This is a genomic window from Bacillus sp. RB3, from assembly GCF_030164735.1.
GTDB classification, from domain to species: domain Bacteria; phylum Bacillota; class Bacilli; order Bacillales; family Bacillaceae_G; genus Bacillus_A; species Bacillus_A cereus.
Window position 1 is genome coordinate 324,758 of the sequence record NZ_JASNGE010000001.1, and the last position, 16,105, is coordinate 340,862.

Sequence of the window (16,105 nt, forward strand, 5' to 3'; positions counted from 1 at the left end):
AAGTCTTCTTTGACTTCATATGTTGTCATTCGTTATAGTCAAAATATGGGGCGAATGCCCTGATTTTTAGAGTGAAGGGAATGGAATGAACATGCAAGGAAGAGTGAAATGGTTCAATGCAGAAAAGGGATTTGGGTTTATTGAGCGTGAAGATGGTGACGATGTATTTGTCCATTTTTCTGCTATTCAACAAGATGGATATAAGTCATTAGAAGAAGGGCAACAAGTAGAGTTTGACATTGTAGATGGAGCACGTGGACCACAAGCAGCTAATGTTGTGAAACTGTAGGGTATATTGTTTTTGGAAGAGAAAGCTGCGTTTGTGGCAACGTTATATATATGTAGTAGAACCTCTTGTTTTTCGCAAGGGGTTTTTGTTATAGGATAAGTTGTCAAAAAGTTGTTTCTTTTCTGTAACGAATTGTCCACAGTTATATTCGTTATTCACGATGTTAATAGGATAAAATAAAGATAGAAACGATGCATCTTTTCATTTCAACAAAAAACGATAAAAAAATCGCAATTCCACTAATTTTTTTAAAAAAGTTAGAAGGAGTTTTTAAGCCAATGTCGAAATTATAATACATAGGCTTGAAAGGAGGAATTCATCTATGAAATTCAACATTCGTGGTGAAAATATTGAAGTAACTCCAGCATTAAAGGAATATGTAGAGAAAAAACTAAGTAAGTTAGAGCGTTATTTTGATACATTCCCAGAGATTAAAGTTAATTTAAAAGTATACTCTGACAAGCAACGTGTCGAGGTAACAATACCATTTACTGATTTATTACTTCGTGCAGAAGAAACTAATAGCGATATGTACGCTGCTATCGATTTAGTAGTTGATAAAATTGAGCGACAAATTCGTAAACATAAAACAAAAGTAAATCGTAAGTTACGTGAGAAAGGTTCTATGAAAACGAACTTTATCCTTCCAGAAGCAGTAGCTGTTTTGGATGAGGTAGAAGAAGATGAATTAGAACTTGTACGTACAAAACGATTCGATTTAAAACCGATGGACGTTGAAGAGGCAATCCTACAAATGGATATGCTAGGACATAATTTCTTCGTCTTCACAAATGCTGATACAAACGAAACTAATGTTGTATATGGCCGTAAAGATGGGAAATACGGTTTAATCGAAACTAAATAATAATTCGAAAGCGCAGCCGAAATGGCTGCGCTTTTTTTGTATTTTTCGCAGCAAGGTTAAAAAAGTTTTATAAGTAGCCGATTTCATTAAGAAGTGATTTTTAGGCGGTATTTCCTCAAAACAGCAGGAGAAAATTCGAAACTTAGAGAGGTGAGTTACTCTTTATTATTTGGAACAGGCATAGGAATGTAGCTACCTTTACAAGTAATTCTTTGCTAGGGATATAGTATTGTTTTTAAAAATTTAACGAAATGTTCGCAAGTGTAAAAGTAATATTAAATATTCTGAAATCCATTGAAGGTGTGTTGAGGTGTTGTTACCATAATATTGTATTATATTGATTTTGTTCCTTCAGTGGAAAAATACAATCAATGTAATGCTACAAATTATCGGAGGTGCTTTTAGTGGGCATTAAGAAAAAAAGTCGTTTTATGTTTGGATCTGTTTTATCGTTAGGTATTTTAGCTAGTACTTTCGCTTTAACCGAATCGGCTAAGGCTAGTACAAGGGATGACCATGTGAATTTTACCTTTAGACTTTGGAGTCCATATGATTATACTAATGCACGTCCTAAAGAGACGCCTACCTCTATGTATATGCGTGTGAAGAGCAGTGAGAAGGGCGGAGGTTCTTTCAATGTTTGGACAGAAGCAGATAAAAATAAAAATGCAGAAGATAGAAAATGGGTAAATGTTTCAGGTAAGCATGAAGGAACAGTGATACCAGGTAGAACATATCTTTTTCAAAATTATGCATATGAAAACCATGGGAAAAATGTGCCTGTGAGATTTGGTGGTTATTCTAGAGAAAATAATGCTTATCCTACTGCTTGGAGTCCTGATAGTGTAAGACCTAGTGGACCTTACATTGAATATTGATTTAGAAATTATAAATTGAAATTATTTATTTTATAGTGCTAGAAAAAGTCGTATAGTTTCAAATCCGGATTATACGACTTTTCCTGCTATTTCATTTTTAAAATAGGAGGAGCTGTAATGAGGTTTATTTCAAAATATATTTTAGTTTGTTTTTTTATATTGAGTATTAGTTTCTTGTCAAAAGAAAGTAGATGAACCTATTGTACATATTGAAGATACTTTAACGGAAAAAGATAATTTGAAAAGTATTGAATTAAAAGGAATTAACAAAAATACTATTTTTGAACAAGTGTTTTTGGAAAGTGAAAATGGTGATGATTTCTTTCAAGGACAAATAGAAAAAAATGATAGTTTAATAGAGGATAAACTTTCAAATAAAAAATTGAAATTAGGAGTTATACCAGAAAATTATTATGTTTTTTTGACGGGTGTTACGAATAAGAAAAAACCAACGTATCTCTTGGGACGGATTGAACAAACTGATGGAGAAGTAATTCAGTGGAAACAAGAAGTTAAGAGTGTAAAAAGAAAAGGCGCAAATGATGTTTATCAGTATGAAGTTGAGTTTCCTAAATTTGAAGGAGAGAGAGCAAATGTTTCTTTTCGTTACATTTGGTTAAATAAAGAAAAGAAATGTTATGGTGTTGCGGATCAATTGTTCATATTAAAAAAGATTTAAATTTAATGGTTTATGGAGGAGCTATAGATGAGTTACTTTTTAGGAAGGATTTTAAAAGGTAGGATGTTTTGGTTGTCTTTATTTATTATGTTAGTAATTGTTATTGCTCAATATATTGCTATGTTTGTGACAACTAAAGGATTTAACGATGCTGGGATTATAAAGGTATCCCCATATTTATCTAATATTTTATATTTTAATAGATTATCGTTTTATAGTGAGTTTTATTTACTTATATTTCCTATGCTTTCCGCAATGGCTGTAGCAGGGATTTATAGAATTGATAAAAATTATGGATTTATTTATCCTGTTATTTCTAAGATGGGAACATGTTATTATTTTAAGCTGCTTTATTTTATTAATTTTATTGTATCTTTTTTTATTATAAGTGTCCCTTTACTATTTAATTTTTATTTATATGTGATGACTTATCCAACAGTTGCTCCGCATCCAATATTAAATTATATGGCTTCTACTGTTTCGCCAACAGCTCAATTTCATATAGTTTATTATAAGTACCCTACTTTATATTTTCTAATGTATGTATTTTTAAATGGTTTATACGGTGCGGTTTTTTCGAGTTTAGCTTTATCAGTTTCGTTTTTTATAAAACGAGTTTATTTTATTTATTTAGTTCCATTTATTTTACATATTTTTTGGCTTGGTATTGGAAAAGGGATTCTCAATCCTAAAGATTATTTAATTAAAGATTTTGGCTTTTTTGAATTACAAATTTTTCTTAGTGTACTGTTATGTATTTGGTTTTGTTCTGTAGTTCTTTATTTACGGGGGAGTAGGAAGCATGTTCTTTTATAATGTTATGAAAGAAACTATAAGGATGAAATATGTTTGGTTAAGTATTCTTTTTGTACTTAATGTTAGTATCATTGGTTGCTTGTTCAATTATTTTGAACCCGGAATTGTAAAAGAGAAAATGAACGAATTGGAAGCTTTGTATAAGGTTATGTCGTTGTATAATTTGTCGACTATATTTATTCCTTTAACAATTGTTTTTTCTGTATATTCTATGTCGAACTTTTTTAGTATTTATGTTGTTTACAGAGTGAATAATGCATTGAAATTAGTTTCTATATATTATTTAAAATTATTCGTTTTTGTTTACTTTTTTGCTGGGAGTATGATTTTACAGTTGTTTTTGATGTCAACTATGATGGCTGTAACTAGTGTTGATGTAAATTATCCATTATTATTTTGCATTCAATTATTTGCGAGTGTTTTTATATGTATGATAAGTGCTTTATTGCAATTATTTTTATCTAGTTTACTTGTAATAATATGTATGATTACTGCTGTTTTATTAGATAGATTTATATTACATGGATTTTTATTTACAAATGCTTTTTATATAAATGTCTTTGAAGATGCTACTGGTTTATTTATACGCTTATTTGGCTGTTTTTTTATCTTTTTTATAAGTGTATGGATTTTATCTAAAAAAAGTTATATTTCTATGAATGATGAGACAGAGGTGGTCTAGTTTACATTATGATCTTATATTATTTGTTAAAAAGAGATTTATATGTAAGGTTTCGAGATTCCATCAAGATAATGGTTTTTTTATTCTTAATTTACGCTATTATTGCAATTGCCTTTTTATACAATCAGCCTCTTAGTAATGGTAAAGAATCTGTATTAGTAGATGTTACCTTTTATCGATTTTTTCATGGAGTAGATTTTGTGGATTTATCTTATTTTTATAAGGAGGGGCGATTTTCTATCCCTTTTTATTGGATATTCTTTCAAATCACTCCTTTGTTGCTTGTATGGAATTTTGCTTTTTCAGATATTCAACAGAATGGTGTTTATTTATTTCCTCGTGTTAAGAAGAAGCATTTCCTGTGGTTAACAAAAATATTATCTTTGTTTTTTTATATAATTATTATTTGGATTGGTATGTATTTTATTTGGTTTAGCGCTTACTATTTGCTTTCTTTAGGCGAGTATAATTTTTTAAATTTATATAGTCAATTTCCTTATAAGATATTAGGTACTATGCTAATTCAAATAATTATAAGCTTTTTATTAGCTTTGATTTTTGAGTTTTTAACTTTTTATATACCGATAACTATTGTTTTTGTACTAATGTTGTTGTACCTATTTTTGTCTGTTTTCTTTCATAGTATTTATTTTTTAGGCTCTTTTGTTATGCCAAATCGTTGGTATTTTGTTGATCACAGTTCAATTCAATTGACTTTAGGTAATAATCAATCTATTCAATATAATGATTTACTTTTAATAGGAGTAGTAATTGTTGTTGTAATGATTTTATTAGGTAGTTTTTGTTTTAAAAAACTAGATGTGATAGGTGAATAATTTATGGACAATTATATTAAATGTGAATGTATGACGAAAAGATTAAAAGGAAATATTGTGTTAGATAATATTAGTTTGTCAGTAAAAAAAGGCGAATTTTTAGTTTTGAAGGGGCATAATGGCTCTGGTAAAACGATGATTTTACGCGCTATATCAGGGTTAATGCGCTTGAATTCTGAAGTTGTTTATATAGATAATGAAATAATTGGAAAACAAAAGCAATTTCCTGATTCTATGGGAATATTGATTGAATATCCAAGTTTTATTCCAGGGTATACTGGTTTTCAGAATTTGAAATTTTTATCATCGATTAACAATAAAATCTCCGATGAGGAGATTTATAATATTATTCAAAGGGTTGGACTTGATAAAACAGATAAGAGAAAGTATAAAAGATACTCTTTAGGTATGAAACAACGTTTAGGGATAGCGCAAGCTTTAATGGAACAACCAAAATTACTGTTATTAGACGAGCCAACTAATGCTTTAGATAGTGATGGGATAAAAGATGTTTTAGATATTTTGAAAGTAGAAAAAGCCAAGGGAATGACTATTGTTGTAGCCAGTCATGATGTGCATGTTCTAGATAATGAAATGGTAGATCGTATTGTACATGTTAATAATGGAAAGTTGGTAGATTAAGAGTGACGAGAAAACATATCTTAATAAGTATTGGATTGTGTCTGTTGCTATGTATATTTGCTAGTTTATTAAGATTTAAAACATTAAATCTTAATAATGAATCTTATAAAGTGGTAAAAGGTGAGTTTTTATCTAATAGAACTTTTGAAGATGGGCAAGGAGTTACGTTTCATGCACTCAATCCTCTTGATCCTACAAAAGTTTATGATCCCTATGAAGACCGTGAAGTAGTGACGTATGTTTTACCTTTAGATATTACAAATACAACAAATCGAGATATTAACTTGCTTAGTAATAAGTCTATTTCCGATACAATGTTTTATTCTAAAATAGGTGAGTTTTATAATTTAATCCCTTATTCAATGGAATTACCTAAAAAATATCAGTTTGATCCTGTAATACCTGCTGGTAAAACAGTACGAGGGTATATAGGGACAAATTATTTTATAGGAGATGACCCTTATAAAAATTATAAAAACTTTTCAAATGAATCAACTAAAGTGAAACTCATTTCTTGTATAAAGGATAAGAAAGGGAAATATCATGAATTAGAAATACCGATAAATTAATAAAATTTATGATTGATACAGCTATATTTTAATGGTGTTTGTAGATCTTGCAACATAACAATATCTTTTAAAGTCGGAGTTTTTTTGTAGGTGTAAGTATCTATGGATGCTGCACCTGCAAAGTTTCCGGCTTTTTGTAATTGTCGATTTAGATTTTATTAAGGAATTTCTGGTAGTCATATTCTTTAAAAGGAAACTGGAAAGAATATGACTTAGATTTAATACGAAATTTGTAACGTGAAATTGAAATAGCGAGACAGAGAAAAGGAACGTAACAAATGAAATAAAAACTTTTTCTGAATATAAGGCCCGACATCTTGCCGATTGTTGTCATAGTTATGAGACAAGTGTTACAATTATCATTAGGTATATACATTTTAGTTTTTTTAATTAGGAGAAAAATTGGCATAACATACATTTGATTTTTATAACGACTGATTGTAATAGAGAAAAAGAAAACAATCGGAAGTTTTATTTTAATAAAAAGAGGAGCGTATTTCCTATGATCGGTATTTTAAAAAAGGTGTTTGATGTAAATCAACGCCAAATTAAACGTATGCAAAAGACAGTTGAGCAAATTGATGCATTAGAGTCATCTATTAAGCCACTAACTGATGAACAATTAAAAGGAAAGACGCTTGAATTTAAAGAACGTCTAACAAAAGGTGAAACAGTAGATGATCTACTACCTGAAGCTTTTGCAGTTGTTCGCGAAGCGGCAACTCGTGTTCTTGGAATGCGTCCATATGGCGTACAGTTAATGGGTGGTATTGCCTTACATGAAGGGAATATTTCTGAGATGAAAACGGGTGAAGGTAAAACGTTAACATCTACATTACCTGTATATTTAAATGCTTTAACAGGAAAAGGTGTTCATGTTGTTACAGTCAATGAATATTTAGCACAACGTGATGCGAGCGAAATGGGACAACTTCATGAGTTCCTTGGCTTAACGGTAGGAATTAACTTAAATAGTATGTCACGCGAAGAGAAACAAGAGGCTTATGCTGCTGATATTACGTATAGCACAAATAATGAGCTTGGATTCGATTACTTACGTGATAACATGGTTTTATATAAAGAGCAGTGCGTTCAACGTCCACTTCACTTTGCTATTATCGATGAAGTCGATTCTATTTTAGTCGATGAAGCACGTACGCCGCTTATTATTTCAGGACAAGCTCAAAAATCAACAGAGCTATACATGTTTGCAAATGCATTTGTTCGTACGTTAGAAAATGAAAAAGATTATTCATTTGATGTGAAAACGAAAAATGTAATGCTAACAGAAGATGGTATTACGAAAGCGGAGAAAGCTTTCCATATTGAAAACTTATTCGATTTAAAACATGTAGCACTTCTTCACCATATTAATCAGGGACTTCGTGCACACGTTGTTATGCACCGTGATACAGATTATGTTGTACAAGAAGGCGAAATCGTAATTGTAGACCAATTCACTGGTCGTCTTATGAAAGGTCGTCGTTATAGCGAAGGATTACATCAAGCGATTGAAGCAAAAGAAGGTGTAGAAATTCAAAATGAAAGCATGACGCTTGCAACAATTACATTCCAGAACTACTTCCGTATGTATGAAAAATTATCTGGTATGACTGGTACAGCGAAAACAGAGGAAGAGGAATTCCGTAACATTTACAATATGAACGTTATTGTAATTCCGACAAACAAACCGATTATTCGTGATGATCGTGCCGATTTAATCTTTAAATCAATGGAAGGTAAGTTCAATGCTGTTGTTGAGGATATTGTAAATCGTCATAAACAAGGGCAACCTGTTCTTGTAGGTACAGTTGCAATTGAAACTTCAGAGCTTATTTCAAAAATGTTAACGCGTAAAGGTGTACGTCATAACATCTTAAATGCGAAAAACCATGCTCGTGAAGCAGATATCATTGCAGAGGCTGGTATGAAAGGTGCTGTAACAATCGCGACGAACATGGCAGGTCGTGGTACAGATATTAAGCTTGGAGACGATGTGAAAAACGTTGGTTTAGCAGTTATCGGTACAGAGCGTCACGAAAGTCGTCGTATTGATAATCAGTTACGTGGTCGTGCTGGTCGTCAAGGGGACCCTGGTGTTACGCAGTTCTACTTATCGATGGAAGATGAATTAATGCGCCGATTTGGTTCAGATAATATGAAAGCAATGATGGACCGCCTTGGTATGGATGATTCTCAGCCGATTGAAAGTAAAATGGTTTCTCGTGCGGTAGAATCTGCACAAAAACGTGTTGAAGGAAATAACTATGATGCACGTAAGCAGTTACTGCAATATGATGATGTACTTCGTCAACAACGTGAAGTTATTTACAAACAGCGTCAAGAGGTAATGGAGTCTGACAACTTACGCGGCATTATTGAAGGTATGATGAAATCTACAGTAGAACGTGCTGTTGCCCTTCATACACAAGAGGAAATTGAAGAAGATTGGAACATTAAAGGTCTTGTTGACTACTTAAATACAAACCTTCTTCAAGACGGAGATGTAAAAGAAGAAGAATTACGTCGCCTTGCTCCTGAGGAAATGAGCGAACCGATTATCGCGAAATTAATAGAGCGATACAATGAAAAGGAAAAGCTTATGCCAGAAGAGCAAATGCGTGAGTTTGAGAAGGTTGTTGTATTCCGCGTTGTAGATACGAAATGGACAGAGCATATTGATGCGATGGATCACCTTCGTGAAGGTATTCATTTACGTGCTTACGGTCAAATCGATCCACTTCGTGAGTACCAAATGGAAGGGTTCGCGATGTTCGAGTCAATGGTTGCTTCTATTGAAGAGGAAATTTCTCGTTACATTATGAAAGCTGAAATTGAACAAAACTTAGAACGTCAAGAAGTTGTTCAAGGTGAAGCTGTTCATCCTTCTAGCGATGGCGAAGAAGCAAAGAAAAAGCCAGTTGTAAAAGGTGACCAAGTGGGCCGCAACGATTTATGTAAATGTGGTAGCGGTAAAAAATATAAAAACTGCTGTGGTATCGTTCAGTAATATAGGACGGTAGCTTTGGCTGTTTTGCAAACTTTTATATCAAAAATGTATAATTAAGAAGGATTAAACTCTCTCCGTAATAAGTGGAGAGAGTTTCCCTTGTTTTCATACGAAAGTAACAGCAATTACATAGAGGTGAAGGAAATGGAATTAGTAGAAATTAGACAGGAATTAGAGAAAATGGCTAAGCGATTAGCGGCTTTTAGGGGGTCTCTTTGACCTCCCTACTAAGGAGAAACAAATTGCAGAATTAGAAGAAAAAATGATGGGCGCAGGATTTTGGGATGACCAACAAGGCGCACAAGCTGTAATTAATGAAGCGAATGCGTTAAAAGATATGGTTGGAAAGTTCCGTCAGTTAGATGAGACGTTTGAAAATTTAGAAATCACGCATGAGCTTTTAAAAGAAGAGTATGATGAAGATTTACATGAGGAATTAGAATCAGAAGTAAAAGGCTTAATTCAAGAAATGAATGAGTATGAGCTTCAGTTACTATTAAGTGATCCTTATGATAAAAATAATGCGATTTTAGAATTACATCCAGGTGCAGGTGGAACTGAGTCACAAGACTGGGGTTCTATGTTATTACGTATGTACACACGCTGGGCTGAAAAACGCGGATTCAAAGTAGAAACGGTTGATTATTTACCAGGTGATGAAGCTGGTATTAAGAGTGTAACTTTATTAATTAAAGGTCATAACGCTTACGGTTACTTAAAAGCAGAGAAAGGTGTACATCGTCTTGTACGTATTTCACCATTCGATTCTTCAGGGCGCCGTCATACATCGTTCGTATCTTGTGAAGTTGTACCAGAGTTCAATGATGAAGTTGAAATCGAAGTACGTACAGAAGATTTAAAAATTGATACGTACCGAGCAAGTGGAGCTGGTGGGCAGCACGTAAATACGACAGATTCAGCAGTTCGTATTACACATACACCGACAAATACGGTTGTAACATGTCAGTCGGAGCGTTCTCAAATTAAAAACCGTGAGCATGCGATGAAAATGTTAAAAGCGAAATTATATCAAAAGAAACTAGAAGAGCAACAAGCAGAATTAGATGAAATTCGCGGAGAGCAAAAAGAAATCGGATGGGGTAGCCAAATCCGTTCTTATGTATTCCACCCGTATTCTCTTGTAAAAGATCATCGTACAAATACGGAGGTTGGTAACGTACAAGCTGTTATGGATGGAGAGATTGATCCATTTATTGATGCTTACTTACGTTCTCGCATCTAATAAGCGAAAAAAAGCCAACGAAATTGTTGGCGCATGCTGAGGACAATAGAGGATATAAAGAATTTGATTTTATTTTTATAGATGAAGTAAAGAGGAAGAGAAGTTGGAAACGACAACTTCTCTTTTTGATGGGATTATATGTAGATTACAATGCTGTATATTGTTTTGTAAAAAGTAGAGAATAGTAAAATAGAGCGGTAATAGGGTAAAGATTTATATAGAACTTTTCTAATTTTCCTTTTAAAAAGGATACTTTATAGAAGTTTTTTAAGTTGTTCACAGAATTGAAACAACTTATGAAAGCTTTATTTTATCAAGGTTCTCACTGTATTTTTGAGGAATATAAAATACACCTTAGTTTTTCTATATAAAGATAATGCTTATAATGAAAATGAGTGTGTTAGGAATAAAAAGAATATCAACAATAGGGAGCGATAGAAGTGAAAAAGAAATTGTTGGCTATTGCGCTAGGGACATCGGTTGTTTTTGCTTTAGGAGCATGCGGAAATAAAGAAGAGAGTAAGTCTTCGAAACAGTCTGCAAGCACAGACAGCGCTGAACAAATTTTCCAAAGAAGTTGTGCGGGATGTCACGCAACAGATTTATCAGGGGCAACTGGACCTGATTTAAGAAAAGTAGGCGGTAAGTACGACGCTGCAGATATCGAAGAGATTATTAAAAAAGGCCGTGGTTCAATGTCACCAGGACTTATTCAAGGTGAAGATGCGAAAAAAGTATCTGAATGGTTAGCTGAACATAAATAAAAAGGTGAAATGGGCGAGTTGATAATATAGTCAGCTCGTTTTCCTTTTTTCTGGTATGTAACATAACTGTAACAAAAATGTATCCAAATTGGAAACCGTTTGATGTTACAATGGGGTTTGTAGAATTTTGCTGAAATATATTACATAGAGTGGTATTGCTTATGAGAAAGCATAAGTAAACTACCTTCAACAAGGATGACTAAATGAAAATGAAGGATGTCTTTTATTTTCAGATGTACAGAAAAGTATTTCGAAAAAAATCATTAAGTATTGGGTGATAAATAATGATAAAAATGACGAATGTTTATAAGGAGTACCCGAATGGTATGAAAGCCATTGCTGGTCTTACAGTTAACATTAAACAAGGTGAATTCGTATACGTAGTTGGACCGAGTGGAGCCGGGAAATCTACATTTATTAAAATGATGTATCGTGAAGAGAAACCATCTACAGGATCTATTAATGTAAATGGACTTACTATCGAAACATTGGCAGAAAGAGACGTTCCGTATTTTCGTCGTCAATTAGGCGTAATTTTCCAAGATTTTAAATTGCTACCTAAATTAACGGTATATGAGAATGTTTCGTTTGCTTTAGAAGTAATTGAAGAAGAACCGGATGCAATTCGTGAGCGTGTAACAGAAGTGTTAGGTCTTGTAGGCCTTGAAGATCGTGCAGACGCACTTCCAAGTGAGCTTTCGGGCGGGGAGCAACAACGTGTGGCTATTGCAAGAGCAATTGTAAATAGACCAAAGGTTGTAATTGCCGATGAGCCAACAGGTAACTTAGATATTGAAACAGCTCTTGATATTATGAATATTTTTACTCGCATTAATGAGCGCGGCACAACAATCGTTATGGCGACGCATAATGCAGATATCGTAAATACAATCCGTCATCGTGTAATCGCGATTGAAGGCGGAAAAATTGTTCGAGATGAGATTGAGGGAGGATACGGATATGAAGGCTAAGACCCTTAGTCGACATTTGCGAGAAGGTGTAAAGAATCTATCACGTAACGGATGGATGACATTTGCTTCTGTTAGTGCAGTAACAGTTACATTATTACTTGTAGGTGTCTTTTTAACAGCGATTATGAATATGAACCATTTTGCGACGAAAGTAGAGCAAGATGTAGAGATTCGTGTACACATTGATCCAGCTGCAAAAGAAGCGGATCAAAAGAAATTAGAAGAAGATATGAGTAAGATTGCAAAAGTAGATTCTATTAAATATTCTTCTAAAGAAGAAGAGTTAAAACGTTTAATTAAAAGCTTAGGTGATAGTGGAAAAACGTTTGAGTTATTTGAACAAGATAACCCACTTAAAAACGTATTCGTTGTAAAAGCAAAAGAACCAACCGATACAGCGACAATCGCGAAGAAGGTTGAAAAAATGCAGTTTGTTAGTAATGTTCAGTACGGAAAAGGACAAGTTGAACGATTATTTGATACTGTAAAAACTGGTCGTAACATTGGGATTGCGTTAATTGCTGGTCTTTTATTCACAGCGATGTTCTTAATCTCTAATACAATTAAAATTACAATTTATGCTCGTAGTACAGAAATTGAAATTATGAAACTTGTTGGTGCAACAAACTGGTTTATTCGTTGGCCATTCTTGCTAGAGGGATTATTCTTAGGAGTATTAGGATCAATTATTCCAATTGGCCTAATTCTAATTACGTATAATTCGTTGCAAGGTGTGTTTAATGAAAAACTTGGCGGAACAATTTTCGAGCTTCTACCATACAGTCCGTTCGTATTCCAATTAGCTGGTTTACTAGTGTTAATCGGTGCTTTAATCGGTATGTGGGGAAGTGTAATGTCAATTCGTCGCTTCTTAAAAGTATAAAAAGTTGCAAACATAATTCGTACAAGCTTATCATATAGTAGAAATAGGTAAAGGCATCACACACTGTGTGATGCCTTTTGCTACACCACCTGTGTGTTTTGGAAAGGGGAATTCCGCATTGAAACGTAGAGTTGCAATTATTGGAATGGTTGTTGCATTTTTAATTGGTGCTGGCGGAATGTTTGCAGGCATGTCTGTATTTGGGGTTAACCCATCAGAAGTAACGCAAACAATTTCGAGTGGGAATGCTAGCACTGCGCAAGGGAATTTGGCAAAAATTAATGAGGCGTATGCACTAATTGATTCACGTTATGTGGAAGACGTGAAAGATGAAAAGTTAGTTGAAGGTGCAATACAAGGTATGTTGTCTACGCTGAAGGACCCTTATTCCACGTATATGGATAAAGAAACAGCCAAACAGTTTAGTGAATCGCTTGATCCCGAATTAGAGGGGATTGGGGCTGAGGTGAACAAGACGGACGGTAAGCTTATTATCGTATCGCCAATTAAAGGTTCACCAGCAGAAAAGATAGGAATTAAACCGAATGACCAAATTTTATCTGTAGATGGAAACAGTGTGAAAGACTTATCACGTGAAGAAGCAGTATTAAAAATTCGTGGTAAAAAGGGAACGACTGTCGCAATTGAAATTAAACGTGCGGGAGTAACTGATCCGATCGTATTTAAAATTAAGCGTGAAAAGATTCCAATCTTTACAGTATTTAGTTCTGTGAAGCAAGAGAGTGGAAAAGATATCGGTTATATGCAAATCACTTCTTTTGCTGAAAATACAGCGAAAGAATTTAAGGATCAGTTAAAAGAGTTAGAGAAGAAAAATATAAAAGGCTTAGTTATTGACGTACGTGGTAATCCTGGTGGCTATTTAAATAGTGTAGAAGATATACTAGGGGAAATTATGACGAATAAAAAGCCGATGCTACAAGTAGAGCAGCGAAATGGTGAGAAGAAGAAATTCTCTACGGAACTGAAAGAGAGAAAACCATATCCAATTTCAGTATTAATTGATAATGGAAGTGCTTCTGCTTCAGAGATTTTAGCGGGTGCGCTAAAAGAAGGAGAAGGATACGATTTAATTGGTGAAAAGACATTTGGTAAAGGTACTGTCCAGCAAGCTGTTCCATTTAAAGACGGCAGCAACATTAAATTAACGATGTTTAAATGGTTAACACCGGATGGGAACTGGATTCATAAAAAAGGAATCGCGCCAACAGTAGAAGTGAAGCAACCAAATTATTATCATGCGACACCAATTCAAATTGAAAAAACACTTTCATACAATTCAAATGATGTACAAGTAAAACATGCTCAAGAAATGCTTAAGAGCTTAGGGTATGTACCAGGTCGTGAAGATGGATACTTTAGTAAAGAGACAGAATCGGCTCTGAAAGCATTCCAAAATGCAAATGAGATGGAAGCGACAGGACAGCTTGATAAAAAGACAGCTGAAGCGATTCAAACTAAAATTATCGAAAAAATTCGTTCTGGAGAAAATGATCTACAATTACAGTCAGCATTAAAATTAATGGCAAAATAAGAAGAAATACAGGCAGTTTGCTGCCTGTATTTTTTTGTGTTAAACAAACGTTTGTTTAGTTATGATAATATAAAAAGAAAGAATGATATAAATGGTGGTGAATGAGTTCATGGAGGCGTGGATTTTTGAAATAATGCGGGCAGTTGGACGTTTTTTCTTACACCCTGCTGTCTATATATTTGTAATAAGTAGTATCTTCGTTGGATACTTACGTATGTTAAGAGAACGAAAAGATTTTTCTTTTAAAGTTTATGATATTTGGTTTGAACTGCGAACCTCTCTATTTGCAGGGATTGGATACGGATTAGTAGTATCTATTGTTACGATTGGGCTTGGACTTGTTGTTTCTAAAGCGAGCTTATGGGCCATTTTAATTTGGACGTTACTATTTGGATTAACGGCTATGTATCGATATTTATCGGCGGCTTATACATTTAGCATTGCGATTGTATGTGTTCTATTATCTTCTAAGCTACCAGTTTCCTTTTTACAGCTTCGAGAAAGTGAAGAGAGTACCATTGTATCCCTTGTTATTTTACTAGGCGTTATGCTTATTGTAGAAGGCTTATTGATTTCTAAAAACGCAGTAGGATATTCGACGCCGAGGATTAGGAAGGGGAAGCGTGGATTAAAGATTGGTTTACACGAATCAAAGCGTTTATGGATCGTTCCTATTTTTATTCTTGTACCGGGTGATGCGGTAACGCAGTTTATTTCATGGTGGCCTGTCGTTTCAATCGGTTCAAATACATATTCTCTATTCCTCGTTCCATTTTTAATTGGATTTATGAGAAAGATTAAAAGTTATGAGCCGACGGAAGCCTTATTATTTACAGGAAGACGTGTTTATGGATTAGCAGGACTTGTGCTCGTTTTAGGAGTCGCAAGTTACTGGTGGCACGTACTTGCAATTATCGCGATGGGAGTCGCAATGCTTGGGCGTTTCACAATCTCGATGCAAGAGAAAATTGCCGATGAAACAAGACCAGCATACTTTGCTGCACGCAATGATGGGCTCGTTGTACTAGATACAATTCCAAATACAATTGGAGCAGAGCTAAAATTACTGCCTGGAGAAATTATTACGAAAGTAAATGGAGTCATTCCAAAAAGCGCCGAGGAATTTTATGATGCGCTTCAAACGAAGACGACAGGAGCATTTTGTAAATTAGAAGTATTAGATACAAATGGTGAGCTTCGTCTTGCACAAACTGCATTATATGCTGGTGGGCATCACGAATTAGGTATTGTATTCGTTGAGCAGGAGCACGAGTGGGATTCGGAAGCGATGTAATAGAAGGAATGGTATCACCTTGTGGTGGTACCTTTTTTGTTTTTGGGGATGGGAGAGTAGTTAGTAAATGAAATTTATATCGGCGATTATCCGAATATATCAGCGCAACTTGAAATATATCGGCGATTT

At 34.0% G+C, this 16,105-nt stretch carries 15 protein-coding genes and 2 pseudogenes; 16 read left to right on the top strand and 1 reads right to left on the bottom strand.

The annotated features are described in order from the left end of the window. Positions 1–91 precede the first annotated feature (91 nt). The 9 genes and pseudogenes from cspC to QO049_RS01560 all read left to right on the top strand — a co-directional run bounded on the left by cspC (position 92) and on the right by QO049_RS01560 (position 6,256). Positions 92–289 carry a cold shock protein CspC gene (gene cspC, locus QO049_RS01520; RefSeq protein WP_001990088.1) on the top strand — a complete coding sequence of 66 codons (198 nt, stop codon included), beginning with the start codon at positions 92–94 and terminating at the stop codon, positions 287–289. 322 nt (positions 290–611) lie between these two features. Beyond that, positions 612–1,154 carry a ribosome hibernation-promoting factor, HPF/YfiA family gene (gene hpf / locus QO049_RS01525; RefSeq protein ID WP_000671186.1) on the top strand — a complete coding sequence of 181 codons (543 nt, stop codon included), beginning with the start codon at positions 612–614 and terminating at the stop codon, positions 1,152–1,154. 404 nt (positions 1,155–1,558) lie between these two features. Further along, the gene (locus QO049_RS01530; protein WP_098581101.1) at positions 1,559–2,032 is read left to right on the top strand and encodes a hypothetical protein; all 474 of its coding nucleotides are present in this window, start codon (positions 1,559–1,561) and stop codon (positions 2,030–2,032) included. Positions 2,033–2,149: 117 nt separating this feature from the next. Beyond that, positions 2,150–2,711 (top strand): annotated as a pseudogene (locus tag QO049_RS01535) (hypothetical protein). A gap of 27 nt (positions 2,712–2,738) precedes the next feature. Continuing rightward, positions 2,739–3,527, top strand: a complete 789-nt coding sequence (locus QO049_RS01540) for a hypothetical protein (RefSeq protein WP_000120044.1) — start codon at positions 2,739–2,741, stop codon at positions 3,525–3,527. Then, on the top strand, positions 3,514–4,209 hold the full coding sequence (locus QO049_RS01545) for a hypothetical protein (RefSeq protein WP_284489101.1): 696 nt from the start codon (positions 3,514–3,516) through the stop codon (positions 4,207–4,209). Before QO049_RS01540 ends, QO049_RS01545 begins: the two co-directional genes overlap by 14 nt. A gap of 71 nt (positions 4,210–4,280) precedes the next feature. Continuing rightward, positions 4,281–5,045, top strand: coding sequence for a hypothetical protein (locus QO049_RS01550; RefSeq protein ID WP_284489112.1), 765 nt, complete (start codon positions 4,281–4,283; stop codon positions 5,043–5,045). 3 nt (positions 5,046–5,048) lie between these two features. After that, on the top strand, positions 5,049–5,687 hold the full coding sequence (locus QO049_RS01555) for an ATP-binding cassette domain-containing protein (RefSeq protein WP_284489102.1): 639 nt from the start codon (positions 5,049–5,051) through the stop codon (positions 5,685–5,687). Between the two features lie 41 nt (positions 5,688–5,728). Continuing rightward, the gene (locus QO049_RS01560) at positions 5,729–6,256 is read left to right on the top strand and encodes a hypothetical protein (RefSeq protein WP_284489113.1); all 528 of its coding nucleotides are present in this window, start codon (positions 5,729–5,731) and stop codon (positions 6,254–6,256) included. Here the strand turns inward: QO049_RS01560 and QO049_RS30885 are convergent. Then, positions 6,253–6,402 (bottom strand): annotated as a pseudogene (locus tag QO049_RS30885) (tyrosine-type recombinase/integrase); the annotation flags it as partial. The gene QO049_RS01560 and the pseudogene QO049_RS30885 sit on opposite strands and share 4 nt — an antisense overlap. A gap of 356 nt (positions 6,403–6,758) precedes the next feature. On the opposite strand from QO049_RS30885, the gene secA reads away from it, so the two are divergent. From secA to QO049_RS01595, 7 genes are all read left to right on the top strand, one after another. Then, positions 6,759–9,266, top strand: a complete 2,508-nt coding sequence (secA, locus tag QO049_RS01565) for a preprotein translocase subunit SecA (protein WP_000579388.1) — start codon at positions 6,759–6,761, stop codon at positions 9,264–9,266. A 144-nt stretch (positions 9,267–9,410) separates the two neighbouring features. After that, positions 9,411–10,509, top strand: a protein-coding gene (prfB, locus tag QO049_RS01570; RefSeq protein WP_096001716.1) for a peptide chain release factor 2 whose coding sequence is annotated in 2 segments (ribosomal slippage) — positions 9,411–9,482 and positions 9,484–10,509 — 1,098 coding nt in all. Because the reading frame shifts where the segments join, the coding sequence is not laid out codon by codon here. Between the two features lie 440 nt (positions 10,510–10,949). Continuing rightward, the gene (gene cccB, locus QO049_RS01575; protein WP_000727971.1) at positions 10,950–11,273 is read left to right on the top strand and encodes a cytochrome c551; all 324 of its coding nucleotides are present in this window, start codon (positions 10,950–10,952) and stop codon (positions 11,271–11,273) included. Between the two features lie 284 nt (positions 11,274–11,557). Then, on the top strand, positions 11,558–12,244 hold the full coding sequence (gene ftsE / locus QO049_RS01580; protein ID WP_000594321.1) for a cell division ATP-binding protein FtsE: 687 nt from the start codon (positions 11,558–11,560) through the stop codon (positions 12,242–12,244). Beyond that, positions 12,234–13,127: a permease-like cell division protein FtsX gene (gene ftsX, locus QO049_RS01585; RefSeq protein WP_000645027.1), complete on the top strand. Its 894-nt coding sequence runs from the start codon at positions 12,234–12,236 to the stop codon at positions 13,125–13,127. Before ftsE ends, ftsX begins: the two co-directional genes overlap by 11 nt. 118 nt (positions 13,128–13,245) lie before the next feature. Continuing rightward, entirely contained in the window at positions 13,246–14,682 is a 1,437-nt protein-coding gene (locus tag QO049_RS01590) for a S41 family peptidase (RefSeq protein ID WP_000830313.1), read from the top strand. A gap of 109 nt (positions 14,683–14,791) precedes the next feature. Then, positions 14,792–15,976, top strand: a complete 1,185-nt coding sequence (locus QO049_RS01595) for a PDZ domain-containing protein (RefSeq protein ID WP_246961603.1) — start codon at positions 14,792–14,794, stop codon at positions 15,974–15,976. Positions 15,977–16,105 lie beyond the last annotated feature (129 nt).